Genomic DNA, 26,354 nt, shown 5'->3' with positions numbered 1-26,354 from the left:
CATTCACCCTCATCGGCCGGCCCTCACGCGGGCACTGTTGGGAAAATCGGTGCACCATATAGCCGGGTTCCGCCCCCAAAATTCCCACCCAGCTTGTTTACCCCCGGTTTTTCCGTAACAATTAATGCATGACATTCGCAGAGCACACCAAGCGCAATTGGCTCATCACTTTTTTCGCTGCGATTTTCCTCGCCGCCATCGTCTGCATGATTTTCTTAAACGATCCGCACCGCACAATGGTGATCGCGATGGTTTTCATCGCATCATCACTCCTGCTCTTCGGCGCGATCCTCGGAATCTGGTACCTGTTTCAGCGCAAGCCAGAAAAGGAATCCGCAAGCGAGGATCGCTAGCTCAGGCGCACCTCGACGAGCGTGCGGCCCGTAGGTTCCGCACTGCCTGCGGCGGGTTCCTCCGTCACCATGACCTTGACGGCATTGGTTTCAAAAGGCATCCACACTCCATCGTGCGGGTCTTGGCCGATGACGCCGGCCGAGGTCATCGTTTTGTCCTCGGAAATCGCCCACACCTGCGCGCCCATGCCTTCCTTCAGCTCAGGCTGGCCATCGACCATCGCGCCGGACTTGCCCATCGAGGCCGAGGACACGATATCCAGCCGCGCACCTGAGGCATCGGCCTTTCCTTGAATCAGGTCATCAGCCTCCATGATGTGGTGCATGGACTCCTCGCCCGACGATTCTGCGACCACGGTATTGCCCTCACCAGCGTCTTCTCCACCCTGGTGGGGAATCCACAGCACCACACCGGCGATCACAACGGCCGCGGCTGCGGGGACCGCAACAAAAGCCCGCCAGCGCCGGCGCGGCATCTCCACCACCTCGGCTTCCACGTCGAGGGAGGAAAATACCTTGTCCTTCATCTCGGGCGGCGGATCGATCTCAGGAAGGGAATCGAGGAAATCATCAAACTCCGCTTCAGAAAACTCGTGCGTGTTGCTCATTTCCCCTCCTTCCCGAGTATAAGTTTTAGTTTCTGCACACCATCGCGCACGCGCGTCTTCGCCGTACCAATCGGTACATTTGTTGATTCTGCCAATTCGGCGCGGGTTAATCCAGCAAAGAATGCAAGCATCACGGCCGTGCGGTGCGGCTCGCCAATCTCGTCGACGGCCGCGCGCAAACGCTGCGATTCCACATTGCTGAGGGCTTCATCTTCGATGTCTAGGTGAAAGGCGGCATCGGCAAGCGCGGCTTCCCGGTCATCCCGCTCCACGCTGGCAACGTGGCTGCGCAGCTTATCGACGGCCCGCCCATGCGCAATCCGCCCCGCCCACGAACGCGCCGTCCCCTTCTCCGGATCGAAGTGCACGGCCTTGGTCCACACCTCTACGAAGACGTCCTGGGCCACTTCCTCCGCCAACGCCTGATTGCGCAGAACGTGCAGGCACACGCTGTAAATGGTCGGCGCGAGGGCGTCGTAGAACTGGCTGAAGGCACGCTTATCCCCCGCGGCGGACGCCGTCAAGAGGCGGTTTAATCGCGCGTGATCGTCGGGAGTGAGCGTAGACACAGGGTGTGAGTTTACCTCCAGCAGTCGGGCGGGCATAACGGCGAATTAGTGCGCCATCTCAGACGACGGCGCCATCATCTCGTCGCTTTTCATGGAGTCCTTGTCCATGCTGTCCGATTCAGGCGCCATCATCTCGGACGACGGGGTCATCATCTCAGACGAGGTCTCCCCAGACTTCGAGTCATCGTTATTGCAGGCAGCCAGGCTACCGGCGGCGATAGCAAGGGCAGCTGCGGCGGAAATGATCTTCTTCATGAGGGTTCTCCTTGTAGTCGCGGGCCGGCTTTTCCGGCCCTCTATCCACCCATTCGGAGCGGTAAGCGGAAACGGATTGGAAAACTTTCCAGCAATCCATTCTCGCCCCGACTCCGAATTGGTTGATATATCACTGCACCGACATTTCGGAGGACACAACGAATGCTAGAGACACTGTTTATCGGGTTTACCGGTGGCCTTATCACGGGAATTTCCCCGTGTATCCTGCCGGTTCTACCCCTCGTCGTCGCGGTCAGCGGCGGCTCGCGCCGGCGGCCTTGGCAGGTAGTAGGTGGGCTGGTCACCAGCTTCACCCTCGTGACGCTTTTCGCCACTACGGTACTCAACGCCCTGCATCTGCCCGCCGACATCGTGTGGAAGGTGGGCGTCGTCTTACTCATCCTCGTGGGCCTCGGCATGATTTTCCCCAAGGTGCAAGAAATACTCGAATGGCCCTTCCAGAAACTGCCACACGCCGGCGGGCTGCAAGCCAAGGCGCGCGATAAGGGAGGATTCGCCGTGGGCCTGGCCATGGGCGTCATCTTCGTCCCCTGCGCCGGGCCGGTCCTCGCGACGATTTCCGTCGCCGGGGCTACCGGCCAGATCGACGCCCATATCCTTGTGCTCTGCCTGTCCTTCGCGGCTGGCGTCGCCATCCCTCTTCTTGCCTTCGCCCTTGGCGGCAACGAGGCCGGCAAACGCGTTGACGCTTTCCGACGCCACCAACGCCCCCTCCGCATCACCGCCGGCATCTTGGTCATCGCCATGGCGATTGCCATTGCCGCAGGCGTGCCGACGTGGCTGCAAAAGAAGCTGCCGAGTGTGGAGTGGAAGGGGGAGACATCGACAAGCGCGGAGGGCACCCCCGTACCCGAGTTCCAGGGCCTGACCGGGTGGTTTAATACCGACGAGCCCGTAGATCCCCGCACAAATGGGAAGGTAACGCTCATCGACTTCTGGGCCTATGCCTGCATCAACTGCCAGCGCAACAACGAGCACATCACCAAAATTTACGACCACTACAAGGACTTTGGACTCGAGGTCGTGGGAATCCACGCGCCCGAGTACGCCTTCGAGCGCGAGGCCGCCAACGTCCGCAAGGCCGCCAAGGAGCAAGGCATCAATTATCCGGTCGCCCAAGATAACGACTTCGCCACGTGGAAGGCATTCGATAACCACTACTGGCCGGCGCACTACTTGGTAGACAGCAACGGCACGGTGCGCGAAACCCACCACGGCGAGGGCGATTACGCCGCCACCGAGCGCCACATTCGCGAGCTTTTGCTCGAGCGCGACCCCGGCGTTGCGCTACCCGAGCCGTTGGAAGGAAGCGATTACACAGGGGCGTCTGAGCGCAATCCGGAAACCTACCTGGGCACGGACCGGGCTCGCTATTTCGACAACAACGGTTACCGCCCCGGAACCCACGATTTTGAGCTCGGCGAGCCGAAACCGGGCCAGTATTCGCTGGGTGGGACGTGGACGCTGGAGGATCAGCCCATTACTGCGGGCAACAACGCGCGGCTTCGCCTGAACTATCACGCCGCATGGGTGCAGTTGGTGGTCTCCGGGAAAGGCACCGTTATCCTGCACCGCGGAAACGGCGATACCGAGGAATTCCCCATCCACGAGGATGGCACGATTGACCTGGTCAAGGGAGAGGAAATGTCGGAGACCATCGAGCTCGAGGTCAGCGAAGGGCTAAAGCTTTACTCGTTTACCTTCGGTTAAGCTGGGGCGTATGGAATTTAGTCTGCTTGGCCACGCCTGCGTCGCCGTCGAGGCACCAGGCGGGCGCATCCTTATCGATCCCGGAACAATGACGCCGACTATCCCCGATGCCGATGCGGTGCTCATTACCCACGCGCATGCGGATCACCTGGATCCGGACCGGCTTCCCGATGCCCCGCTCTGGGGCCCTGCCGAGGTCTGCGAGAAGCTGGGGCGCGGCACCGCGGTCTCACCCGGCGAGACCATCACCGTCGCGGGGCAGGACATCAAGGTGCTCGGCGGGCGGCACGCGCTGATTCATCCGAATATTCCGCGCCCGGTCAACGTGGGCTACCTCTTGGGCGGCCTGCTCCACCCCGGCGATCAGTACATCGATCATTCGGCCGAGGTTTTGCTCCTGCCCATTGCTGGTCCGTGGGTAAAGGCTGCTGAGGCGGCCGATTATGCCCAGCGTGTAGGCGCCGCCGCTACGGTTCCCATCCACGACGCCGTGCTTTCCGATGTCGGCCGCACCGCCTTCGACACCATGCTCACCAATGCTGGAGTGCCGGGCTATAGGCGGCTCGCGCAGGGTAAGAAGTTTACCGCTTAGTCTATTTTTATTCTCGGACTATACTGCGGTTTCGGCGCTGGGTGCTGTACGTTACATACCGCTTGGTCTAGTCTTGCGTGGCATGACGACGAAATACGATAACTCCAACGCAGACTGGTCCTTTGCCACTCGCTCCGTTCATGCAGGCCAAAACCTCGACGGCGCGCACAACTCCCGCAACGTGCCGATTTACCAAACCACCTCGTATGTCTTTAATGACGCCGAGCACGCGGCTAACCGCTTTAATCTCTCCGATGCAGGCCCCATCTACACCCGCCTGACCAACCCAACGCAGGATGCGCTAGAAGAGCGCTTGGCCTCCCTTGAAGGCGGCGTGGCCGCCGTGGCCTTTGCCTCCGGCCAGGCTGCGGAGACCGCAGCCATTTTCAACCTCGCCTCGGCAGGCGATCACATCGTTACCTCCCCGCGCCTCTACGGCGGCACCTCCACCCTCTTTACCGTCACCCTCAAGCGGCTTGGCATCGAGGTCACCCTCGTGGAAAACCCGGACGATCCTCAGTCCTGGCAGGACGCCGTGCAGCCCAATACCAAGGCATTTTACGGCGAGACCTTTGGCAACCCGGTCGCCGATGTCCTCGATATCCCTGCCGTTGCCGAGGTCGCGCACAATAACCAGGTCCCGCTCATCGTGGATAACACCATCGCCACCGCGGCGCTGGCCCGCCCGCTCGACTTGGGCGCGGACATCGTCGTGGTCTCGACCACGAAGTTCTACACCGGCAACGGTTCCGCGGTGGGCGGCGCGATTATCGACGGCGGCTCCTTCGACTGGACCGTCGAGCGCGACGGCAAGCCAGTATTCCCCTACTTCGTCACCCCGGACGAGGCCTACCACGGCCTGAAGTACGCCGACCTCGGCGCCCCCGCCTTCGCGCTCAAGGCCCGCGCCGGCCTGCTGCGCGATACCGGCGCCGCCATTTCCCCGTTCAATGCATGGCTGACGCTCAATGGCATTGAGACGGTAGGGCTGCGCATCGACAAGCACAATGCCAACGCCCAGGCCGTGGCCGAGTACCTGGAAGGCCACGCCAAGGTGACGAAGGTCAACTACGCCGGCCTGGATTCCTCGCCGTATAAGAAGGTCAAGGAGAAGCTGGGCTATTCCTACACCGGCTCTGTGCTGTCCTTCGATATTGAGGGCGGGCGCGAGGAAGCATGGGCGTTTATCGATGCCCTGAAACTCCACTCCAACCTCGCCAATATCGGCGATACCCGCTCGCTGGCGGTTCACCCGGCGACCACCACGCACTCGCAGTCCGATGATGCCGCCCTGGCCGCGGCGGGTATTGCACAGTCCACCATCCGATTGTCCGTGGGCATTGAAGATATCGACGACATCATTGCTGACCTCGAATTGGGATTTAACGCACTGGCATGAGCTGTATAAGTATCGGCGATTTTCGCACCGAAGCAGGCGCCACGCTTTCCGATGCCCACATCGCCTACCACCGCTTCGGCCATTTCCTCGGCGATCCGCACGGCGGGAATAACGTCATCCTGGTGGAACACGCGCTGACCGGCAATGCCGATGTGGCCGAGTGGTGGTGCGATCTCATTGGTCCAGGCAAGGCGCTCGATACGACGAAGTGGTGCGTTATCGCCATGAACGCACTCGGTGGCTGCAATGGCTCCACCGGCCCCTCCTCCCCGCATCCGGATGGCCGCAGTTGGGGATCGCGATTTCCGGCGCTTTCCATTCGCGATTTGGTCGCCGCAGAGAAAAAGGCGTTGGAAGAGCTTGGAATAACGCATGTGCATGCGATTATCGGTGGTTCCATGGGTGGCGCGCGCGCCTTGGAATGGACGCTCATGTATCCCAATGCCGTCGATGCTGCGTGCGTTATCGCCGTCTCCGCGCGCGCCTCCGCATGGCAGATCGGCATCCAGTCGGCGCAGATTTCCGCGATCGAGCGCGACCCCTTCTGGCACGGCGGAGACTATTATTCCTCCTCCCAGCGCCCCCGCGAGGGCTTGGCGGCGGCGCGGCGCATCGCGCACCTGACGTATCGCGGTGAACAGGAAATCGATGAGCGCTTTGGCGTCCAGGCCCAAACCGGCGAAGAACCGCTGGGGCCCTACCGCCGCCACGACCAGCGCTTCGCTGTGAATTCCTACCTGGATTACCAGGGCTCGAAGCTGGCGGATCACTTCGATGCCGGTTCCTACGTCACGCTTACCGAGGCCCTCAACCGCCACGACATCGGCCGCGGCCGCGGCGGCCTGAACCGCGCGCTCGGTTCTTCACAGGTGCCGACCATGGTCGTGGGCGTCGACACGGACATCCTTTATCCGTATCACCAGCAGGAACACCTCTCGCGCAACCTGGGCAACCTGCTGGCCATGGCGAAGGTAGTCTCACCTGTTGGCCACGATGCATTCCTCACGGAATCGCGCCAGATGGACCGCATCCTGCGCAACTTCCTCACCCTGTCCCAACCGCACCCACTGGACGCGGACAGCACAATCGACTACGCCATCTAGCCATCCCCGCCTCCGCACCGGCGCGGCGCGCAAATCCGCACCGCCTACGCCAGCGGTTTACAGTCGCTAGTGACTCGACGCACGACCCCGACGCACCAGTGCGCCTGGCAGAACTCTCGTCGCATGGCGTGCGGGTGGCCATCGCGCTGGCGCGCAATCCCGCATAACTTACGGTCGCGGGTGGTCCGACCCACGAACGGGACGCGGCGCGAGGCAGGCAGTGGCGGGGTCTGGAACGGGGCGCGGTGAGTGGCTAGCCCGGACTCCTTACAGAAGGCATACAAAAGGATCGCCGAAGCGGCGCAGGGTTTAACTGCGCTGGCTTCGGCGATGCTTTTTTATCGGGCCCAGGGCGGGCGCCACACGATACCTTCATGTGGGCGGCGCTCTAGGCGCCCGCGCCGCGGTGGGGCATTCGGATCATCGTCGTTAACGGCATTGTGATATTTGCAGGCGATGGTCAGGTTCTCAGAATTGGTCTCGCCTCCGAGCAGCCATGGTTGCAGGTGGTGAACCTGGCATTCATCGGCAGGAGTATGACAATCGGGCCACGGGCACACCGGATTTTCCGCCATCGCCATCTGCCGCTGTTTCCAGGTGGCGAGTCGGCGCGTGTGGTACAGGTTCACGGGGCCGGTAACGGGGTGGATGAGGGTGATGAGGCCGGCATCGGCAAGCGCGCGCTCCGCTAGCTGCGCCCCGGTGATGGTGGCGCCGTTGGTTAGCTGCAGGGTGACGTCCTCGCCGTGGGTAACCTTCACCATGTCATCCAGGGTGAGGACCACGTTGGTGGTGATAGTGGAGGATACCGCACCCTCTGCGAATACCCGGCGCGCATCGTCCACGGTGGAGACGTGGTTATTAATCTCAGCCACCAGGTCCGATTCCGCGGTGATGGTCAGCGTCCACAGGTCATCGGTGCGGCGGGTGAGCCGGACGCCCTCCGCGCGCTTTTGGGTGCGTTCTTCTTTGACGCGGCGGCGGGCGCGCTTTTCAATCTCACTGGTAGAGACGTTGAGCCGGCATAACTCCTCGCGCAGGGCCCACGCCGCGCGCTGGGTTTTCAGCTTCTGCGCGTGCACCTCAATGATTTTCAGAGCATCGAGCGGGAGCGCGGTGGTGCGGGCGGCGCGTTGCTTGGCGCTAAACGATGTCGCGCCGAAATACGTATCCGCTAGGCGCGCGAATTCCGCGGCTTCTTTATCGCTAAAGCCGCGCTCTACTAATTCGGCTTCGGATAGCCCAGTACACTCCCCGATGAGCGCCATCGGGGAGTTGATTGCTGCGAGGTAATCCGAAATCATGGCTCCGAGCCTAAACCGCGGGCAGCGAAGGGCGCGAGGCCTAGTGCGCGCCGGCTGTGAATAACCACGCGACACGCCGCAGTTTGGTGATGCTGAAACAATCACCTGTGGATAACTAGCTGCCCAATGCGTCCACGGAGTAGGCAAGAAAGGCCATTAGCGCGCCGATGACACCGGTAAACGTGGCATCGAAGCGGCGCGAGCGCACCGCCAGTACGCCGACGCGGCTCGAATCACACGTCAGGCGCACCACCGTCAGCCACAGCAGCGCAAGCCCAAGCAAGAAAGTGGCCCGACGCCAATACTCGAAAATGGCATAGCCGCCGGACAAGGCCACCCCGGCGATAAAGAGCCCGATAGCCACCCACTGCACGGAGGCGGGCAGCGGGGAGGGTGCTAGGTGCACGTCGTGGGGATTGTCTAAATTCACGCCAGCTTTTCCGCGCGCTCAACGATGTTGCGTACCAAAAAGGCGCGCGTGAGCGGTCCGACGCCGCCTGGGTTCGGCGAGACATACCCGGCTTTGTCCCAGCAGTCCGGCGCGATATCGCCGGTGAGCTTGCCGTCGACGCGGGACACGCCGACATCGAGAAGCGCGGCGCCCTCCTTAATCATGTCCGCGGTGAGCATGTGCGGCTGGCCGGCGGCGGCAATGACGATATCGGCATTGCGGGTTTCGGCGGCCAAATCCTTCGTGCCGGTGTGGCACAGAGTCACGGTGGAGTTCTCACTGCGACGGGTCAGCATCAGGCCAATCGGGCGGCCGACGGTCACGCCGCGGCCGATGACGACGGTTTTCGCGCCGTTGAGCTCCACGCCGAAGCGGCGCAGCAAGTGCAGGCAGCCATTCGGGGTGCACGGCAGCGGCGCGTCCTCATTGAGCACAAGCTTGCCCAAGTTCACCGGGTGGAGGCCATCGGCGTCCTTTTCCGGATCGATGCGCTCAAGGATGGCGTTTTCATCCAGGTGCTTGGGCAGGGGGAGCTGGACGATGTAGCCGGTGCAGGCTTCATCGGCGTTGAGCTCATCGATGACCGCCTCCAAGTCCTCCTGGCTGATATCCGCCGGCAGGTCCTTGCGGATGGAGTTAATCCCCAGCTGCTCGCAGTCGCGGTGCTTCATCTTTACATAGGACTGGGATCCTGGGTCCTCCCCCACCAGCACGGTGGCCAGGCCAGGGGTAATTCCCTTTTCTTTCAGCGCAGCCACACGCTGCTTGAGGTCTTCAAAAATCTCGTCGCGGTACAGTTTGCCATCTAATTTGGTTGCAGCCATGGTTTATATCCTAATGGTAGGCGTAAGCCGAGACCCAGCAGCAAGCTCAAAACCGTCACTATTTCTTACGTGGGTACCTCATGTCGACTTTCCTCTACTGGAAATTACTTGATTCGTATGCAGACTATTGGCTGCTCAGACCCATCGAACTCATAGCAATGCATTGGAGCGCGATTACGACCGGTACGCCTTCCCTCAAAAGGCCAATTGTCGCTTCTGCAATCGCTGCTGCTCAACATCAACCAGTCCAGAAGTCACACGCGAACTTTCCCAGAGTTTCGAAACAGTATTTACCGAAGTAGTCTCTGAACAACCCACGGGGCTATGGGAGCCCAGCAGCTGAGAAGATCACTCAGGTTGCCGCCTTGAACGGCGTTACCGCAGATCTTGATTACGGCATTTCAGCGATTGGTGGCCCTGCGCTTTGAGTGAACAGATGTAGGTAGAAAGGTTTCTTCGATGGGATTCGGCGGTGCTCTGCAAAGAACGAGCAAAGACGGTGGGCCGTGGGTACCACCGGCATGGTTCTCGTTTATTGTCCTACCGGCCATGGTCGTAGCAAGTTTCTACATCAGCCAAGTAACCGGCTGGCGCGGCGTAGCTTCACCCAACGAAGAAGGAGTCCCGTGGAGTGAGGTGAGCTCGGAAGGATTATTGGGCTATTCAGCGCAATTCCTTGCCTTCTATTACTTTCTGGTCCTGCCGTTTTTCCTTTGGCGTAGGTCCAGGTGGAACAAGCGCAATAATCGCGGGACCAACGAGTAAGAGAAATCGGTTTCTCAGGGCAGCGCGAGAGGTGCGACTCCTACCTCTTTCTTCTCACCGACTACCCTTAAACCATGACCAACCTGCACATCGTCTTCGACAACCCCGTAATCCCCACCAATACCGGCAACGCCATTCGGACTGCGGCGGTCACGGGCGCGCACCTGCACCTCATTGAGCCGCTGGGGTTCAACTTCGACGACAAGCACCTCAAGCGGGCGGGGCTGGACTACCACGACCTGGCCGATATGACCATCCATCCCAATTTCCAGGCCTGCATGGATGCGCTGCCGGGCGCGCGGGTCTTCGCTTTTACCACGCATACGGATAAGTGGTTCACGGAAGTGGAATACCAAGACGGCGACGTGCTTCTTTTCGGCACGGAGCCGACCGGCCTGCCGGACGAGCACGTCAATCATCCGCGGATTACCGACCAAGTGCGCATTCCGATGGTCCCGGCTCGGCGCTCGATGAACCTCTCCAACTCCGCGTCCACGGCGGTCTTCGAGGCCTGGCGCCAGCTTGGTTTTAAGGGAGCGGTGTAAGTTCTGGCAGGTCGCGGGAGCGCAGGCGGCTAAGGAGCGCGTGGGCATCGGCAAGCGCGAGGTTGCGCGCCGCCATCTTCACGGGCCCCTGCACGAGGTCAAGCTCCACCGTGGCTAGGCCGAGCAGCTGGGATATCGGACCGCGGCGCAGGGTGAGCTCCTGGATGTGGCGCACCTCGATAGCCTGGACGCGGCGATTGAAGCGGCCGGTGCGCACGACGACGTAGTCGCCAACTAGGGCGACCGTCTGCTGCCGGTAGTCGATGGGCGAGACCCATTTGGCGCGCGCGGGCGAGGAATACGTCGGTGGGCCATCGGCGGGCAGGAATTGCCGGGCTTGCTCGCGCTTGCCGACGGGCACGATCCGCGTCGACCCCGATCCCTCGCCGCTAGCCATGCCACCATAACCGGCGACCGACACGCGCGTTTCGTACCAGTCGAAGGGCCGCCACAGGAAAGGCTGGGTGACCTGGACGGCGTGGATGCGCTCGAGGCGGATGTTTTGGCGGCGGCGATCGGCAAGGCCATAGGTGATATTGAGCACGCCATCATCAAGGCTGGCGGTATAGCGCCATGAGGAGTCAATCACGTTCCAGGCTTTCGGGATCGTGGCCACAAGGATGGGCAGCGTAATAGTCAGGGACATCGGCGTGACCACGAGGAAGACAAGGGCCGCAAGCAGGACGATCGTGGACGCGTGCAAGGCGGCCGCGGCCAGGGAACGCGCGATGGGGATTTCGGGGATGAGGACATTGTCCTCTTCTTCAGCCGGCCGTTCTTCGGCCGGCCGTTCCTCAGCTGGCCGCTCCCGCGGCTTACCGTGGACGCGGGAGAGGATTTCGGCGCGCAGGGCCTCGGCATCGCGCTTTGTCAGGAAGGCGATTTCGATGGCGGACGACTGCCCGCCGGCCGTTTCCACGCGCACGGCAGCGAGCCGGAAGAGACGGGCGATAACGGGCTCGACGACGTCTACAGCCTGCGTGCGGTCATAGCGTGCCGTGCGCTGCTGCTTCGAAATTACCCCGCGGCGCAAGGTGAGTTCCTCCTCGCCCAGCTGGTATCCCATCTGGCGCCACCACACGCCGGAGACGAGCCAGACCACCGCGCACACTGCGATGAACCCGGCCAGCGCGAGGCCAATATCGCGCAGGTCTGCCGCGCTGTGTTCGCCGGTAACGAAGGCAAAGATTCCACGCAGCGCCTCCATATTGACGTTTAAGGCAAAAGCCGCGATGACGGCCAGGATGACCGACCACAGCCGCAGTAGCGGGGTCAAGCGGTGGACGCGGTGGTACCTCATAGCCCGCTCATCCGTTCGCGGGCGTGGTGGGTGAGGCGGGTGCGGAGGGCATCGGCAAGCGGGGCTTCCAAACCCTTCACCGTGGCGTCCGTGGTTGCGGAGGCGGTGTGCAGCTGCAGCTCCTTGAGCCCGAAGACGCGCTCGAGGGGGCCGGCGGTCACGTCCACGAACTGGATGCGGCCGTAGGGCACGACGGTGAAGGAATGCCACAGCTTGCCGCGCGTAATGAGCAGCTCATCGTCGGTTTCGCACCAGCCCATGCGGCGTACTTGGGCCGGGATGAGCCAAAGCAGCCAGAAAAAGAGGACGGCGAAGAGCCCCGCCGCCCAGTAGAACCACGGGGTCCACCAGTACCCTGCCGCTGCGGCCGCCGCGGCGAAAATAACCGTCCAGCCCAGGTGGCGGATGTAGCGCACCTTAACCAAACGCGGCGAGACGGGGTTCATTTCTTCGCTCATAGCTACTGACAGTAGCAATCGGGCCCGCACCCTTGCGCAACTTATCGTTAATCGATATTATCGAATTACGACAACATCGAAAGTCGATAAGGAATCGACGGAAAGGATTGTCATGACCACCCCGCAACCCACCTCCCAAACTGAGCGCCGCGAAATTACTGCGGCGGCCACCCTCTGCCTGTTCACCATTATCATCCTCGGCCCCACCTACCTGCGCGACCTTGTCACCGGACGCTTTTCCACCGCGCTGAGCGCGGCCATCCCGGAAGGCCTAAGCAAGCACAACCTCGACGGCGGGCCATTCTGGATGCTCACTGCGGGGCTCGTCGTCAAGATTGCAGGAATCTTGATTATCGCGTTCTTCGCCTACCGCTTGGTCAAACCAATGCTTCGTGGGCAGGTTTTCAATACGAAAAATGTCCGCTTCCTTAATGGAATGACCTTGGGGATTCTCGTCTGGTTTATCGGACGCTTCCCACTCGAAGGTATGGGCAATAACTGGGCTTCCTCGCAGCTCGACATTGACTGGTGGGCCAACCAGAGCGGTTCCTCATTAGGCGAGCTTGCGCTGCCCTACCTTTTTGTCTGCACCCTCCAGCTCTTCTCAGTTGCCATCAAGCGCGGCAGCAAGCTCGAAGAGGAGGTCGAAGGCCTTGTCTGAGGAGCAAGAACCCCAGGTGATCTGCCACCTCGACCGGATAATGGAGGAGCGCGGTATTACCGGAGCGGCACTCGCCAAAGAGGTAGGTATCACGCCAGTTAACCTGTCCGTCCTGAAGAATAATCGCGCCAAGGCCGTGCGCTTTAACACCCTTGCGGCACTGTGTGCGGCGTTGGACTGCCAGCCGGGCGATATCTTCGAAGTGGAATAGAAAACCTTGTCAGAGTGTTGGGTTTATGCAGTACTTTGACCTAGGTCCACGGAAATCTATAGGAAGAACTCTTAATGGCTAACTAGCTCACCGCAGGCGCTTAGTACTGGCCGGCGATGTTTTCTCGGCCTAGCCACCGCTTTTGGGCTTCGATGCGAAGAAAACTAGCGGAAATCGCGGGAGCCGCGCGAGAGGAAATCGCCAAAATCCAGCGGCTCGAGCTTGTCTGCAACCACGCTTACCACGCCGGTGGCATTTTGCACGATGCCGCGGATGATAAGGGCGCGGGCGGTGCGGGCGAGCACCTTCTGCCGGGACCACAGCCCGGGCGAGACCATCACATTCATCAGGCCGGTTTCGTCCTCCACGCCCAAAAAGGTCAGGCCGGAGGCGGTGCGCGGGCGCTGGCGGTGCGTAATGATGCCGGCGATGCGCACGCGGGTGCCATCGGGGACGTGGGGAAGGTGGGAGGAAGGCAGGACATCGCCAAGCGCGGCCCTGACTAACTCCATAGGCTGCTTATCGTGAGTGACGCCGGTGGCGGCGACATCGGTAGCCATCAGCTCGAAGGCCGACATGCCGGGCAGGTGCGGCGAGGCGAGCGCAGACGTGCCAGGCAACATGCCCTCGCGCTCGGTGGCGGCGACGCCAGCCTGCCAAAGCGCTTGGCGGCGTTCCAACCCCAAGCACTCCAGCGCCCCCGCCGTGGCCAGCGCCTCCACCTGCTCCACGCTGAGATCCGCGCGGCGCGACAGATCGGAGACGCTGCTAAAGGGCGCGGCGGCCTCCACGCGCTCGGCGGCCTTATCCCCCAGACCCTTGATGAGGTTGAGGCCCAACCGGATCTCTCCGGTGGGCAACGCCCTGGCCTGCGCGCCGGAATCGTTGATGCTCACTGGAAGCACGCGCACGCCGTGGCGCCGGGCGTCCTGAATGAGCGACTGCGGCGAATAAAAGCCCATGGGCTGCGCGCGCAACAAGCCCACGCAGAACTCCGCCGGGTAGTGATGCTTGAACCACGCGGAAAAATACACCAGCGAGGCGAAGGACTGCGAGTGCGATTCCGGGAAACCGTAGGCGGCGAAAGCAGTGATCTTGGCCCAGAGCTTCTCCGCGACCTCACCGTCGATGCCGTTGGTGGCGCGCAGGCCCTCGAAAAAGCGGCTGCGCAGCGCGGCCATCTTGGCCGGTGAGCGCTTCGAGCCCATGGCGCGGCGCAGGTCATCGGCCTCGGCGCCGGTAAAACCGGCGGCATCCACCGCAATCTGCATCAGCTGCTCTTGAAAAAGCGGGATGCCCAAGGTCTTGCCCAGCGATTTCTCCAGCACCGGGTGGTCATAGGTCACGGGCTCGAGGCCATCGCGCCGGCGCAGGTAGGGGTGCACGGAACCGCCTTGGATGGGGCCGGGGCGGATGAGCGCGACCTCCACCACGAGGTCGAAGAAGCAGCGCGGTTTGAGCCGCGGCAGCGTGGCCAGCTGCGCGCGGGACTCCACCTGGAAGACGCCGACGGCATCGGCGCGGCAGAGCATGTCATAGACCGCGGGCTCGGCCAGGTCGAGCTCCCACAGGCGCACCTCACGGCCGGTGGTGGCGCGCACGGCATCGATCATGTGGTGCAGCGCCTCCAGCATGCCGAGACCCAGCAGGTCGAATTTCACCAGCCCGGCGGCGGCGCAATCGTCCTTATCCCACTGCAGCACGGAGCGGCCTTCCATGCGGGCCCATTCCATCGGCACCACGTCCGCGATCGGCCGGTCGCATAAGACCATGCCGCCGGAGTGGATGCCGAGGTGGCGCGGTTGGTCGAGGAATTGCTCGGCGAGTAAGGAGACATCGGCAGGCGGCTCGGCTATGCCCTTCGACCACGCATCGGCCGAGCCCTGCGGGTAGCCCAACGCGCGTGCGGCGTCGCGGGTAGCACCCTTGCGGCGGTAGGTAATGACGTTGGCAACCTGTGCAGCACGGTCGCGACCGTGGGTGCGATAGACGTACTGGATGACCTCCTCGCGCCGGCCGGATTCGATGTCGATGTCGATATCGGGCGGGCCATCGCGATCCGGCGACAGGAAGCGCTCGAAGAGCAGCTGCGCCGAAATGGGCTCGGCGTTGGTAATGCCCAGCGCGAAGCAGACGGCGGAATTGGCCGCCGAGCCGCGCCCCTGGCAGAGGATATTTTCCTGGCGGCAAAAATCCACCAGGTCGCAGACGATGAGGAAGTAGCCTGGAAAGCCCAGCTGCTTGATGATGCCCAGCTCGTGCCGCATCTGCTTTTTCGCCTTAGCCTGTATTTCGGGCGGGCGCGAGGCGTAGCGCTTTTTACCGCGCCGCCATACCTCGTGTTCGAGCCAGCTCATCTCGGTATGCCCCTCCGGGACGACAAAATCCGGCAGGTTGGGAGCAAGGGCACCCCAGGTAAAGGAGCACTCGCGGGCAAGGTGCACGGTTTCGGCGATAAGCTCGGGCCGGCCGGGAAGCAACTGGGCCATCTGCTCGCCGGAGCGCATCCAGCCTGCGCCCATCGGGTGGGCATCCGGTGCGGCTTCCTCTAAGGATTGACGGTGCGCCAAGGCGCGTTTAGCGGCGGCGAGCCTTACCTGGTCGCGCGTTGCTGCCGCAGGTCGAGCGGTTGCGATGGCGCGGAGATTATTGTACTTATCCAGGAAACGGTGGTGATCCGCATCTTCGGGAGACATTGTGCACGCATATTCGAGAACTATGCTGTCTATTTTTATTCTTTCGAGAACGTGATCGATTTTTTGTATAGCCTCCCACCCCAGCAGGAAAAAGCACTCCCCTTCTAGCTCGCGCGCCACGGCGTCTAGGGGCGGGTACGCGACACTCCCCTTCTCCCCGGCATCCATCCGCGCGCGGGCGATAAGGCGCGAGAGGCGGCGGTAGCCTTCCGGGGTGCGCGCCAACACGGTCACCGGGGATTCCGCAAGGGAAAGCTCCGCGCCGTATATGGCCGGAAGTCCGGCCTTAGCTGCGGCTTCCGCGAATTTCATCAGGCCGTAGAAGCCATCCCGATCCACAACGGCCAACCCCTCGAGGCCAAGCTCTAAGGCGCGGGCGACCAGCTCTTCCGGCCCGGCGGCACCGTCGAGAAAGCTATAGGAGCTTACCGCGTGCAGCTCCGCAAAGGGCACGGCGGAGTGCCCACGCTGGACAGACTCATCGCCGCCACCGAGGTGATGCACGGCGACGGGCGCGGCAGTGTCCTTGCCGGATAGTATCCTTTCTAAACGCGACCACGGCAGCGCCTTTCCACCATTAAATTTCACCCTTCACAGGGTAATGTCGAATTGGTGTTCTATACAACCCGACGCAATGAGACGCGTTCAATAGACAAAGCGGTTCGCTTATTGCTAGATTGCTAAACGGTCAATTTATTTCAACTCCTACATGTAAGGGGACCTCATGCAGATTCGTCGCGCAGCGGCCGCTACCGCCGCCGTTACCGTCGCCGCCACCAGCCTCGTGGCCTGCTCCTCCGACGCAGATGATGACAAGACCATCACCGTTGGCACCACCGATGATGCAAAGCAGGCCTGGGTTGCCTTTGAGCAAGAAGCCAAGGACGCCGGCTACGACATCGACATCAAGTCCTTCTCGGATTACAACACCCCGAACCAGGCCCTAAACCAGGGCGAGCTGGATACCAACAACTTCCAGCACCTGAAGTTCCTGGCTGAGTACAACCACGGCAACGGCACCAACCTGGTGCCCATCGTCGCCACCGAAATCGTGCCGCTGGCGCTGTTCTGGAAGGGCCACGACTCCCTCGACGGCATCGAGGGCGAAGAAGTTGCCATCCCGAATGACTCCACCAACCAGGGCCGCGCCATCAACGTGCTGGTCCAGGCTGGCCTTATCACCTTGAAGAAGGACGGGCTTATCACCCCGACCCCGCTGGACATCGATGAGAAGAAGTCCAAGGTCAAGGTCGTGCCGGTCGATGCAGCCCAGACCCCATCCGCACACGGCGAGGGCACCCCGGCGATTATCAATAATTCCTTCCTGGAGCGCGCCGGCATCGACCCGGCCACCGCCGTCTTCCAGGATGACCCGAACTCCGAAGAGGCAGAGCCTTATATCAACGTCTTCGCCGTTCGCGAGGAAGACGCCGATAACGAGGACATCAAGAAGCTCGCCGAGCTCTGGCACTCCGATGCGGTACAAAAGGGTGTCGACGAGGACTCCGCAGGCACCTCCGTCGAGGTCGAGCGCACCCCAGAAGAACTCCAGGAAATCCTGGATAAGCTCGAAGCAGATTTGGACTAATCACCCTTGCCTTCTACCCCGCCGGTTTTCACCCCGGCGGGGTTTGGCACTTCCTCACTAAGGACGCAACCCGTGGCAGATTCCACCCAGAACGGCACTCGCATTGAGTTCCGCAATATCACCAAGGTCTTCCAGCAGAAAAAGGCCAAGGTCAAAGCTCTTGACGATGTCTCCTTGACCGTCGATTCCGGCGAAATCATCGGCATCATCGGCTACTCCGGCGCCGGCAAATCCACCCTGGTCCGCATGATCAACGGCCTGGATACGCCCACGTCCGGTGAGTTGCTACTCGATGGCCAAAATATCGTCGGCATGTCCGAAAAGAAACTGCGCGGCATCCGCCGCAATATCGGCATGATTTTCCAGCAGTTTAACCTCATGAATTCCCGGACTGCGGCGGGCAATATTGAGTACCCGCTGCAGCTGCAGGGCATCGGCAAGCGCGAGCGCCAACAGCGCGTGCAGGAGCTGCTGGATTTTGTTGGACTGGGAGATAAGGGGAAAAGCTACCCGGAGCAGCTTTCCGGCGGCCAGAAGCAGCGCGTGGGCATCGCGCGCGCCCTGGCCACGAATCCTTCGCTGCTGCTTGCCGATGAAGCCACGTCCGCCCTCGACCCCACCACCACGCAGGAGGTCCTCGACCTGCTGCGCCGGGTGAATAAGGAGCTCGGCATCACCATCGTGGTCATCACCCACGAAATGGAGGTCGTGCGCTCCATCGCGGATAAGGTTGCGGTGATGGAAAATGGCCACGTCGTGGAACAAGGCAGCGTCTACCAGGTCTTTTCCAATCCCCAGACCGCCGTGGCCGCCAAGTTCGTCGCCACCTCGCTGCGCAATGAGCCCGACGTGGTGGAAACCGATGACCTGCTCGCCCACGAGGGCCGCCTGTTTACCATCAACCTGACCGAGGAATCCGGCTTTTTCGGCGCCGCGGCCAAGCTGAAGGATGCGGGCGTATCCATCGCCGTCGTCCACGGCGGCATTACCACCTTGCAGCAGCACTCCTTTGGCAAGCTCACCGTGCGCTTGAGCGGCGACGATGCCGCCATCGAAGAGTTCTACCGCGCCCTATCTGCCACCACTCAAATTGAGGAGATTGAACGATGAACGTCAACTATCTCGCCGCCGCCGACTGGGACCGCTTGGGCGGATCGCTTGTCGATGCCATCGTCGACACCCTCATCATGGTCTCGACCACCCTCGTCGTCGCCGGCATTCTGGGCCTGGGGCTCGGTATTTTGCTCTACACCGCCCGCCCGGGCGGCATCCTGCAAAATAAGGCCGTCTACCTGGTGGTCAACCTGCTGGTGAATTTCGTTCGCCCCATCCCGTTTATTATTTTGCTGGCGTTTGCGCAGCCGCTCACCGTCGCCGTGATGGGCGGGTCCATCGGCCGCGAACCGGCCACTTTCGTGATGGTCATCGCCGCCACGTTCTCCGTAGCGCGCGTGGTGGAGCAAAACCTCGTGGCCATCGACCCGGGCGTTATCGAGGCCGCCCGCGCCATGGGCGCCTCACCGTGGAAGATCATTACCTCCGTGATTATCCCGGAGGCCCTTGGCCCGCTGATTCTGGGCTATACCTTCCTCTTTATCGCCATCGTGGATATGTCTGCCATGGCCGGCTACGTCGGCGGCGGCGGACTGGGTGACTTCGCCATCGTCTACGGCTACCGCGCCTTCGAGTGGGAAGTCACCGTCGTGGCCACGCTTATCATCATCGTGCTGGTGCAGGCCGCGCAGTTCTTTGGCAACTGGCTATCTTCCAAGGTTATGCGCCGCTAATAAGCTCCACATCCGTGGCCACAAGCGCCTTGCCGGTCTTGGGCGCGTCGCCGCAGGAAGAAACCACTCCCTCCACGGCGCGCTGCTCGAGCGCCACGGTCCACTGCCGGCCATCGGCATGCGTGACCACGGGGCCCTGCTTTTCGTCTTCTGCGTGGAGCTGACCGTAGTAGAGGTCCTCGGAGGCATCGATAAGCTCGCGCGCTACCGCCAACTCCGCCACCTGGCCGCGCGGGCCGAAGATGCCGCGCCCGCGATTGACCGGGTAGAAATACTTTCCTTGCGCCGCCGCCGCAATCATCTGCGCGGCGGCTTCCTTATTCATCCGGCCAAAGGAATAGGCCCAGGGCATGAGCATGACCGAGGGCGCGAAGCGGTGCCCCTTCGTGTGCGAGGTCTCCCACACCATATCCGGGTAATCCTCCACCAGCTCCGCGGCGAGCGGCCGGCCCTTCACGGCGCAGCACTTATCGCGCTTAGCGTGGGTGCACACCAAAACCAGCGGTGTTTCGAGAGATCCTCCCCCGTTGCGGCCCGGCGCGGTGAGATCCAAATCCAGGATCTTTTCCGGTCCGGTCAAAAGGACCAATTCCATCACGCCCTGCTCGGCCCACACCAGGTAGCACCGGTGCATGGTGCCGATTTGGCGGCCATCGCGGCCGGGGCGGCGAATCAATTGCAGCCCGGCCTGGCCCTTGAGTTTTTTCTTCAGCTGGGCCGTGAGCTCCGGGCCAAAAGTATCGCCATCAAGCACATCGCGCGACCAGCCGCCGGGCCACTCAAAGAGGACAAATACGGACTCTTTTTTCGCCGTGCCGGGCAGCGGTTCCACCTGGTAATCTGAACAGAAATCGGTCATGTATCTTAGCCTATCCCGTCTGCAACTCAGCTCACATATTTGGCAACAATTCGGTCAAGATCTGCCCCCAACGCTAGGCAGCAATTACTGGAAATTATACTCTAGTGGTCATGTATAAAGCCCGCCTCTCGCTCCTGCTTGCCGCCGCAGCCTTCCTCACCGGCTGCAGCACCGAATCAGCGGATGACACCACCATGGCGGCCTCTGTGGGAAACTCGCACATCAACCCGCTGGGTGAGGCGGATATGAGCATGAAAACGCTGCGCCCAGAGGCCCCTTCGCAGCTCGTGGTGACCAAGGTGCGCGTGGGCCAGCACGATGGTTTTGAGCGCGCCGTCTTCGAGCTCGAGGGCGAGGGTTCCCCGGGCTGGTTCGTGGATTACGCCGATAATCCCAAGCAGCAAGGCTCTGGCCAACCCATTAACTATTCCGGTGATACCGCGCTCAATGTCAATATCGATGGCGTGGTCTATCCGTTTGAGGCAGGCATCGACGAGCCGCGCATTGGCATCGTCGAGGCACCTGCCGGCGGCGTTATTACCCAAGTGGTCAACGGCCGCACCTACGAGGGCCGCAGCCAGTTTGTCATCGGCATGAACCAGCGCAAGCCTTATTCCGTACAGGTGCTAGAAAATCCCACGCGCCTCGTGGTAGATATTCGCTCCTAATACGTCGCTTCCACGCGCCAGCGCCCCTCTGCCCACACCAAGAGCCAGGCGCGCTGGCGCTGTTCCCGCTCAGCCTGGCCCACAATTTGTAGCCGCGCCGCATGCTGTGGTTTTTCGGTCCACCACTGCGTATCCACCGGCCACGGGCCAGCCCAGCCGATAACGCGGTAGCGGTGCGCGCCCCACCCGAGCGCCACGGGCACAGAGGATAGGAGGGCCTCGGCGGTGACGATGACGTCCCGGGCGACGGCATCGATAAGCCGAATGCGCGCGGCCGGGTGGTTCGGCCCGCCGCCTAGGCGTGCGGGAAGCGGCGCGGGAATCCTGCCTGGCCAGCTGCCTTGCGGCGTGGCATCGCGCTGCTCCCCATAGGGAACGTACTCGATGCGCTCGGTCACCCCACGGCCACCGGCGGCCCGCGGCTGCAAGACGCGATCTATGCCCAGCTGCGATTGCACGCGCGAAATCACCCGCTTGACCTGTTCCTGCGAGGTATCCCCGCCCCAGAGGCCATCGGCCTGCGGCCTAGCCACCTCCACCGGCTCGAGCACCAGCCGCACGATCGCGGCGCCGTCCTTGCCGCTCGAGCGCGCCGCCGTAAGCCACCCATCCAGCTGCCAGCGCACCCGGTCCGCGGTCGCTTGCTCCGTCAACGCCTCGTGCGTGCGCCATACCCGGGCCACGGTTTCACCAGTGGCCAGCTCCGCCACCACGCGCAGGCGCACGCACACCACTTCCGCCTCCGCCAACCGCACGTGCAGCTGCGCGGCCAATTGCCGGGCCACGAATGCCGCCGCATCCACGCGCTCGATGGATTGCTCGCTGCTCACGGACAGATCGGGCCGCGCCATTTCCGGGGACACGCGCCGGTCCGCCCGCGCGTGCGCCACCTCGTGCGCACGTTTGCCCTGCTGCCCAAACCGGGTGACCACCTGCTTAAACGGCAGCTCCGCCACATCACCTAACCGGCGCACGCCCAATTTCTGCAGCTGGGCCACAAATTCCGCAGAAAACCCCAGCGCAGCCTCCTCGGCTAAGACGCCCACGGGCTGGGCGGTCAAGAAATCCCGGGACCCGCCCTCCGGCACCACCGCGCCTACCCCGCGGTGCCGAGCCGCGATGATGGCCGTGGCGATCTCGTCTGCCACGCCGAGGGTGGAATCAAAACCGGCGTGCGCGGTGGCATCGGCAAGCATCTCCAGCGCCTCCGGCCCGTGATAGCGCAGCGCCGCCCCCGCGTCCACGATGGCCAGGCCGGGCCGCAGCACCTCCACGGACGAGGCCACGGCGTCCAAGCCCGCCGCAATCTCCGCGAAGGCCGCGCCGTCCCTATCCGGGTTCGCCTCCACCACCTTTACCTCAGGGCAAATCGCCTGGGCCTGTCGCAGGCGCATCCCACGCCGAATGCCCGCCCGGCGCGCCGCGCTATCGCACACCAGCACCGCATGATTGCGCGCGATCAGCACCGGCCCCGCCTGCCCAACCGCCTGGATGGGCCAATCCGGAAACCACACCGCGGCCACCCTCATACGGCCTCCAACCTGCGGGCTTCGCCCATGGTGAGGCTCCCGCGCGCCGTGCCCTTTTTCGAGTCCACCGCAAGATCAATATCCACGCCGCGGATGCGCCCGCTGCCCTTGCCGATGCCCCGATACGTACTCACCTCCGCCCCAATGCGCACCGCGGTGCCCGGCAGCCGCGCGCCCACGGTCAGCACCGCGGCCTGCCCACCGCGGATCTTCGCCCACACCGGCCGTGCCTTGGCTGGACTCAATTCGCTGGACGGGCCATGGTGGATAATAAGGTCCATACCTTCTGTAAGCACGCTGGTTACCGCCCATGCCTCCAGGCCCGGATCGGGGACGGTGACCACGTTATTGAGACTCCCCATTTCGGCAACCTGTGCGAGAGAAAGATCCGGCCACCCCACTATCCCCACATGGCCCCCGCGGGCCGTAAGATGGCAGATAAGCTCCACCACGAGCGCGGGACATTCCACACACGAAACCACCTTCCGCCGGGCGAGACCACCTGCGGGAAGTAGCCGCGCCAGCTGGGGAACGGTATCTACCAGCTCGTCTTCATCCTCCTGCTCCATCGCCTGCATGCGGGCGCGCAGCACCGCAACGCGGTCGGACCTATCCAGTCCCGCCACCGCTTTTTCCAGGCGAACGTTCGTTTGACTCACCCAGACAGTATGAACCCTCCACCGGACACATGCAACTGTATGTTCGAATGGTAGTCTTAAGCGCATGAACCTGAACGAGGCCTACGGTGCTATGCGCGAGAATCCAACCCCCATCCCCACCCCGCCGTGGGTGCGCCTCGGATCCTCCATCCTGCTCGGTGCCACCGTCGCGCTGCTGACCACCCGCACCCATTTCTTCGCCACCCTATCTGGGGCCGCGGTCTGCCTCGTGGCGGCCTTCGTCTTGGTCTTTGCCCACCCCTACCGCCGCGAGATGCGCTCCTATGCCGACCGGCACGATGCCGATCTCATCCCCACCATCGCGCAGCTAGTACCGCTGATGATTTTATGGCTCCTTATTATGCTCGCGCCCATCCTCGGCCTGCCCGCGTGGGGCTCGGCGCTGGTGTGGGTTGCGGTCTCAGGTATAAGTTTTATCGCCTTCCCCCACGTGGATGGCACGCGCCGACTGGCCTTTGTCTAATCCATGCGACACTGCGGGGACTTATCCACAGGATTTCCCCTGGTTTTCACGCTACGGATCCGGGTTATCCACAAATTGCGCCTTTGCGGTTGCCCTAGCGATTGAGCGCGGGCTAACACCGCCCTAGCGTAGGCGGCATGAACGCACTCGAGACCTACCTCACCGCCCTCGCGCCCGGCATGGATATCATCGCCGCGTGCCGCGGGCTCTCTGGGTCTGAGCTTATGGAGCGCGGCGCGCCCGATGCCATCGCCGCCGACCTGCTCCTTCTATGCGAAAGCTACTACGGCCGCACCGCCTTTAGCCGGATGCAGCGCCGCGCCATTGCCGATGCCCGCGCCAACTCCCACCCCATTGCCCTCCTCGCCGGCATCGAGCGCGTGGTCAACCGCGCGCCCAGCAAGAAGCAGGCGTGGGAGCTGCGCGCGGAGTGCTGTGCGATGTCCGCGGAGATGAGCGCCATTATCAAACACGCCCGGCGCCGGGTGCGCGAGATGAAAAAGTCCACGGTCAGCCCCGGCGTGCGCACCTACCGGCGCCCCAATGACTACTGGACGCTCGCCATTACTGGTACCTCCCGCTTCATTGCGGATCTGCAGGGCGCGATTACAGCCGCCGATAAAAAGCCGCTGCAGGCGGTGGAAGATATCTTCTTCGGCGCCGGCAGCGCCGCGCGCTCCACGGTGGTCACCAACGCCATCGTGCCGCTGGAGAAATTCATTCGCCTCCGCGACGGCCACGGCGACGACGTGCAACTCGATCTCACCAACGGTGCGACCATGTCCGGTACCGAGTACCTGCGCCGCGTGCTTAACGATGCCGGCTATTCCGCCCCCGGCCCCAGCGGCAACGGCAGCGGTGATGGCGAAACGGGCTATGTCACCCTCGTGCATCCTGTAGAAGGGCCGGTCAACCTCTACCGCACGGCGCGCGTGGCCACCGATAAGCAGAGGATGATGGCGGCCGCGGAAAATCCGCGCTGCGCCTGGCCCGGATGCAATCAACCGGCCGATTTATCCCAGGTCCACCACCTCACGGCCTGGAGCCGCGGCGGGGAGACCAATATGAACAACCTCGTCGTGTGCTGTGCTTACCACAACGGCATCAACGACGACGATCCCAATGCCCCGCCTCGGCGCGGGCGGCTAGAAAGGGTGGGCGGTCGCATCGTCTGGCGGCCACCCGTAACACCCCGCAACTAGCCGCAGGTATGCGAAAAGGCGCTCAAGTACTGAGCGCCTTATACGCATGCCGTTTTGTGGGTTTTACTCCCACTCGATGGTTCCCGGTGGCTTGGAGGTGCAATCCAAGACCACGCGGTTGACGTCCTTAACCTCGTTGGTGATGCGGGTGGAGATCTTCTCTAGCACGTCATACGGCAAGCGGGTCCAGTCCGCGGTCATGGCGTCCTCGGAAGATACCGGGCGCAGCACGATGGGGTGGCCGTAGGTGCGGCCATCGCCTTGGACGCCGACGGAGCGGACATCGGCAAGCAGCACGACCGGGCACTGCCAAATCTGCTCGTCCAATCCGGCATTGGTCAGCTCGGTGCGGGCAATCAGATCCGCCTGGCGCAGGGTCTCGAGGCGGTCCTCGGTGACCTCGCCGATGATGCGGATGCCCAGGCCGGGACCCGGGAAGGGCTGTCGGCCGACGATCTCTTCCGGCAGGCCCAACTCGCGGCCCACCGCGCGCACCTCGTCCTTAAAGAGCAGGCGCAGCGGCTCGACGAGCTCGAACTCGACGTCATCCGGGAGGCCGCCGACGTTGTGGTGCGACTTAATATTGGCGGTGCCGTCGCCGCCGCCGGATTCAACGACGTCCGGGTACAAGGTGCCCTGGACGAGGTAATCGACGGTGGAGCCGGCGGGGGCATCGGCAAGCACGCCGGCTACGGCGCGTTCAAAGGAGCGAATGAACTCCGCCCCGATAGCCTTGCGCTTAGCCTCTGGATCGCTCACACCTGCCAGCTTGGCTAGGAAGGCAGAACGCTCATCCGCGGTGACTAGCTTGGCGCCGGTAGAAGCGACGAAGTCGGTTTCGACCTGCTCGCGCTCGCCCGCGCGCAGCAGGCCGTGGTCGACGAAGACGCAGGTCAGGCGATCGCCAATGGCGCGCTGCACCAAGGCTGCAGCGACCGCAGAGTCCACGCCACCAGACAGGCCGCAAATAGCGCGGCCTTCCTTGCCTACTTGGGTGCGGATATCCGCGATGAGCTGCTCGGCGATATTATCGGCGGTCCAGTTCTGCTCCAGACCGGCGATCTCCGTGAGGAAGCGGGTGAGCACTTCTTGGCCGTGGGGCGAGTGCAGCACCTCTGGGTGGTACTGCACGCCGGCCATCTGCTTGGCCGGGCACTCCATCGCGGCGACTGGGGCGCCGGCGGAGGTTGCGGTTACGTCGAAGCCCTCGGGGGCGGCGGAGACGGCGTCGCCGTGGGACATCCATACCTTGTGCGTGGGCTCGAGGCCCTCGTGCAGGATGCCGCCCTTGACGTCGATATCGGTGCGGCCGTATTCACGCTCACCGGTAGAAGATACGGTACCGCCGAGGATGTGGTTCATGGCCTGGAAGCCGTAGCAAATGCCGAAGACTGGTACGCCGAGCTCCAGCAGCTCAGGCTTGAGCGCTGGGGCGCCGTCGGCATAGACGGACGACGGGCCGCCGGACAAAATAAGCGCGGCGGGGTCTTTGGCTTTGATTTCCTCGATAGAGGCGGAGTTGGAAACAACCTCGGAGTAGATTTTGGCCTCGCGCACGCGACGGGCAATGAGCTGCGCGTACTGAGCGCCAAAGTCCACGACGAGGACTGGGCGCGGGGTAGTATTTGGCTTAGTCACGCCCCATAGTCTAACCCATCGGCCCCGCGGCCCAGGAAGCGCTTGCCCCTGCGGGGCTTTGCGGCGGCTTTCGCGCCGTAGTGGCGCGGGGCGCGCAAGCGAATCGGGGTGCGCA

At 62.7% G+C, this 26,354-nt stretch carries 27 protein-coding genes; 14 read left to right on the top strand and 13 right to left on the bottom strand.

The window, feature by feature from the left end; all coding sequences use genetic code 11:
- Positions 1-128 precede the first annotated feature (128 nt).
- The gene (locus HMPREF1287_RS10980) at positions 129-353 is read left to right on the top strand and encodes a hypothetical protein (protein WP_005277286.1); all 225 of its coding nucleotides are present in this window, start codon (positions 129-131) and stop codon (positions 351-353) included.
- On the opposite strand, the gene HMPREF1287_RS10975 is transcribed toward HMPREF1287_RS10980, so the two are convergent.
- Genes HMPREF1287_RS10975 through HMPREF1287_RS10965 form a run of 3 tightly spaced genes read right to left on the bottom strand, consistent with a single transcriptional unit; the run spans position 350 to position 1,785 of the window.
- Complete coding sequence (locus HMPREF1287_RS10975) at positions 350-961, bottom strand: anti-sigma factor (protein WP_023016811.1); 612 nt, start codon at positions 959-961, stop codon at positions 350-352. The two genes, HMPREF1287_RS10980 and HMPREF1287_RS10975, sit on opposite strands and share 4 nt — an antisense overlap.
- A complete protein-coding gene (locus HMPREF1287_RS10970; RefSeq protein ID WP_005281476.1) occupies positions 958-1,566 on the bottom strand; it encodes a sigma-70 family RNA polymerase sigma factor in 609 nt (202 codons plus the stop codon). Before HMPREF1287_RS10970 ends, HMPREF1287_RS10975 begins: the two co-directional genes overlap by 4 nt.
- 9 nt (positions 1,567-1,575) lie before the next feature.
- Positions 1,576-1,785, bottom strand: a complete 210-nt coding sequence (locus tag HMPREF1287_RS10965; RefSeq protein WP_023016809.1) for a hypothetical protein — start codon at positions 1,783-1,785, stop codon at positions 1,576-1,578.
- Positions 1,786-1,947: 162 nt separating this feature from the next.
- On the opposite strand from HMPREF1287_RS10965, the gene HMPREF1287_RS10960 reads away from it, so the two are divergent.
- The 4 genes from HMPREF1287_RS10960 to HMPREF1287_RS10945 all read left to right on the top strand — a co-directional run bounded on the left by HMPREF1287_RS10960 (position 1,948) and on the right by HMPREF1287_RS10945 (position 6,610).
- Positions 1,948-3,516: a cytochrome c biogenesis protein CcdA gene (locus HMPREF1287_RS10960; RefSeq protein WP_023016808.1), complete on the top strand. Its 1,569-nt coding sequence runs from the start codon at positions 1,948-1,950 to the stop codon at positions 3,514-3,516.
- A 10-nt stretch (positions 3,517-3,526) separates the two neighbouring features.
- On the top strand, positions 3,527-4,108 hold the full coding sequence (locus HMPREF1287_RS10955; RefSeq protein WP_023016807.1) for an MBL fold metallo-hydrolase: 582 nt from the start codon (positions 3,527-3,529) through the stop codon (positions 4,106-4,108).
- A gap of 82 nt (positions 4,109-4,190) precedes the next feature.
- Positions 4,191-5,507, top strand: a complete 1,317-nt coding sequence (locus HMPREF1287_RS10950) for an O-acetylhomoserine/O-acetylserine sulfhydrylase (RefSeq protein ID WP_023016806.1) — start codon at positions 4,191-4,193, stop codon at positions 5,505-5,507.
- Positions 5,504-6,610, top strand: coding sequence for a homoserine O-acetyltransferase (locus tag HMPREF1287_RS10945; RefSeq protein ID WP_023016805.1), 1,107 nt, complete (start codon positions 5,504-5,506; stop codon positions 6,608-6,610). Before HMPREF1287_RS10950 ends, HMPREF1287_RS10945 begins: the two co-directional genes overlap by 4 nt.
- A 338-nt stretch (positions 6,611-6,948) precedes the next feature.
- Here HMPREF1287_RS10945 and HMPREF1287_RS10940 read toward each other — a convergent pair whose 3' ends face one another.
- The 3 genes from HMPREF1287_RS10940 to HMPREF1287_RS10930 all read right to left on the bottom strand — a co-directional run bounded on the left by HMPREF1287_RS10940 (position 6,949) and on the right by HMPREF1287_RS10930 (position 9,189).
- A complete protein-coding gene (locus HMPREF1287_RS10940; RefSeq protein WP_023016804.1) occupies positions 6,949-7,914 on the bottom strand; it encodes an HNH endonuclease signature motif containing protein in 966 nt (321 codons plus the stop codon).
- Between the two features lie 115 nt (positions 7,915-8,029).
- Positions 8,030-8,344, bottom strand: a complete 315-nt coding sequence (locus HMPREF1287_RS10935) for a DUF3017 domain-containing protein (RefSeq protein ID WP_023016803.1) — start codon at positions 8,342-8,344, stop codon at positions 8,030-8,032.
- Positions 8,341-9,189: a bifunctional methylenetetrahydrofolate dehydrogenase/methenyltetrahydrofolate cyclohydrolase gene (locus tag HMPREF1287_RS10930; protein WP_023016802.1), complete on the bottom strand. Its 849-nt coding sequence runs from the start codon at positions 9,187-9,189 to the stop codon at positions 8,341-8,343. The genes HMPREF1287_RS10935 and HMPREF1287_RS10930 overlap by 4 nt, the downstream gene beginning before the upstream one ends.
- Positions 9,190-10,028: 839 nt before the next feature.
- Here HMPREF1287_RS10930 and HMPREF1287_RS10920 point away from each other — a divergent pair.
- Positions 10,029-10,499, top strand: a complete 471-nt coding sequence (locus HMPREF1287_RS10920; RefSeq protein WP_023016801.1) for a tRNA (cytidine(34)-2'-O)-methyltransferase — start codon at positions 10,029-10,031, stop codon at positions 10,497-10,499.
- Here the strand turns inward: HMPREF1287_RS10920 and HMPREF1287_RS10915 are convergent.
- Both HMPREF1287_RS10915 and HMPREF1287_RS10910 read right to left on the bottom strand, forming a co-directional pair.
- Positions 10,483-11,799, bottom strand: a complete 1,317-nt coding sequence (locus HMPREF1287_RS10915) for a PH domain-containing protein (protein WP_023016800.1) — start codon at positions 11,797-11,799, stop codon at positions 10,483-10,485. The genes HMPREF1287_RS10920 and HMPREF1287_RS10915 overlap by 17 nt on opposite strands.
- Complete coding sequence (locus HMPREF1287_RS10910; protein ID WP_084519520.1) at positions 11,796-12,257, bottom strand: PH domain-containing protein; 462 nt, start codon at positions 12,255-12,257, stop codon at positions 11,796-11,798. Before HMPREF1287_RS10910 ends, HMPREF1287_RS10915 begins: the two co-directional genes overlap by 4 nt.
- A 112-nt stretch (positions 12,258-12,369) precedes the next feature.
- Here HMPREF1287_RS10910 and HMPREF1287_RS10905 point away from each other — a divergent pair, with 112 nt between their 5' ends.
- Both HMPREF1287_RS10905 and HMPREF1287_RS10900 read left to right on the top strand, forming a co-directional pair.
- The gene (locus HMPREF1287_RS10905; protein ID WP_023016798.1) at positions 12,370-12,918 is read left to right on the top strand and encodes a hypothetical protein; all 549 of its coding nucleotides are present in this window, start codon (positions 12,370-12,372) and stop codon (positions 12,916-12,918) included.
- Positions 12,911-13,129: a helix-turn-helix transcriptional regulator gene (locus HMPREF1287_RS10900; RefSeq protein WP_023016797.1), complete on the top strand. Its 219-nt coding sequence runs from the start codon at positions 12,911-12,913 to the stop codon at positions 13,127-13,129. Before HMPREF1287_RS10905 ends, HMPREF1287_RS10900 begins: the two co-directional genes overlap by 8 nt.
- A 164-nt stretch (positions 13,130-13,293) precedes the next feature.
- On the opposite strand, the gene HMPREF1287_RS10895 is transcribed toward HMPREF1287_RS10900, so the two are convergent.
- Positions 13,294-16,413, bottom strand: coding sequence for an error-prone DNA polymerase (locus tag HMPREF1287_RS10895; RefSeq protein ID WP_023016796.1), 3,120 nt, complete (start codon positions 16,411-16,413; stop codon positions 13,294-13,296).
- Between the two features lie 136 nt (positions 16,414-16,549).
- Here HMPREF1287_RS10895 and HMPREF1287_RS10890 point away from each other — a divergent pair, with 136 nt between their 5' ends.
- The 3 genes from HMPREF1287_RS10890 (at position 16,550) to HMPREF1287_RS10880 (ending at position 19,200) form a co-directional block, all read left to right on the top strand.
- A complete protein-coding gene (locus HMPREF1287_RS10890) occupies positions 16,550-17,413 on the top strand; it encodes a MetQ/NlpA family ABC transporter substrate-binding protein (RefSeq protein WP_023016795.1) in 864 nt (287 codons plus the stop codon).
- Between the two features lie 72 nt (positions 17,414-17,485).
- On the top strand, positions 17,486-18,523 hold the full coding sequence (locus HMPREF1287_RS10885; protein WP_023016794.1) for a methionine ABC transporter ATP-binding protein: 1,038 nt from the start codon (positions 17,486-17,488) through the stop codon (positions 18,521-18,523).
- A complete protein-coding gene (locus HMPREF1287_RS10880; RefSeq protein WP_005277229.1) occupies positions 18,520-19,200 on the top strand; it encodes a methionine ABC transporter permease in 681 nt (226 codons plus the stop codon). Before HMPREF1287_RS10885 ends, HMPREF1287_RS10880 begins: the two co-directional genes overlap by 4 nt.
- Here HMPREF1287_RS10880 and HMPREF1287_RS10875 read toward each other — a convergent pair.
- A complete protein-coding gene (locus tag HMPREF1287_RS10875) occupies positions 19,187-20,059 on the bottom strand; it encodes a sucrase ferredoxin (protein ID WP_023016793.1) in 873 nt (290 codons plus the stop codon). The two genes, HMPREF1287_RS10880 and HMPREF1287_RS10875, sit on opposite strands and share 14 nt — an antisense overlap.
- Positions 20,060-20,169: 110 nt before the next feature.
- Here HMPREF1287_RS10875 and HMPREF1287_RS10870 point away from each other — a divergent pair, with 110 nt between their 5' ends.
- Complete coding sequence (locus HMPREF1287_RS10870; RefSeq protein WP_023016792.1) at positions 20,170-20,727, top strand: hypothetical protein; 558 nt, start codon at positions 20,170-20,172, stop codon at positions 20,725-20,727.
- Here HMPREF1287_RS10870 and HMPREF1287_RS10865 read toward each other — a convergent pair.
- Both HMPREF1287_RS10865 and HMPREF1287_RS10860 read right to left on the bottom strand, forming a co-directional pair.
- Positions 20,724-22,256: a DNA polymerase Y family protein gene (locus tag HMPREF1287_RS10865; RefSeq protein WP_023016791.1), complete on the bottom strand. Its 1,533-nt coding sequence runs from the start codon at positions 22,254-22,256 to the stop codon at positions 20,724-20,726. The two genes, HMPREF1287_RS10870 and HMPREF1287_RS10865, sit on opposite strands and share 4 nt — an antisense overlap.
- A complete protein-coding gene (locus HMPREF1287_RS10860) occupies positions 22,253-22,882 on the bottom strand; it encodes a hypothetical protein (RefSeq protein ID WP_034653455.1) in 630 nt (209 codons plus the stop codon). The genes HMPREF1287_RS10865 and HMPREF1287_RS10860 overlap by 4 nt, the downstream gene beginning before the upstream one ends.
- 97 nt (positions 22,883-22,979) lie before the next feature.
- On the opposite strand from HMPREF1287_RS10860, the gene HMPREF1287_RS10855 reads away from it, so the two are divergent.
- A complete protein-coding gene (locus HMPREF1287_RS10855) occupies positions 22,980-23,399 on the top strand; it encodes a hypothetical protein (RefSeq protein WP_023016789.1) in 420 nt (139 codons plus the stop codon).
- Positions 23,400-23,536: 137 nt separating this feature from the next.
- Positions 23,537-24,601 (top strand): HNH endonuclease signature motif containing protein, encoded by a 1,065-nt coding sequence (locus HMPREF1287_RS10850; RefSeq protein ID WP_023016788.1) that lies wholly within the window; start codon positions 23,537-23,539, stop codon positions 24,599-24,601.
- 63 nt (positions 24,602-24,664) lie between these two features.
- On the opposite strand, the gene guaA is transcribed toward HMPREF1287_RS10850, so the two are convergent.
- Positions 24,665-26,239, bottom strand: coding sequence for a glutamine-hydrolyzing GMP synthase (gene guaA, locus HMPREF1287_RS10845; protein WP_023016787.1), 1,575 nt, complete (start codon positions 26,237-26,239; stop codon positions 24,665-24,667).
- Positions 26,240-26,354: the final 115 nt, after the last annotated feature.

The sequence above is a fragment of the Corynebacterium sp. KPL1986 genome (assembly GCF_000477975.1).
Taxonomy (GTDB): domain Bacteria; phylum Actinomycetota; class Actinomycetes; order Mycobacteriales; family Mycobacteriaceae; genus Corynebacterium; species Corynebacterium accolens.
This window is presented reverse-complemented; position numbering and strand designations above follow the sequence as displayed.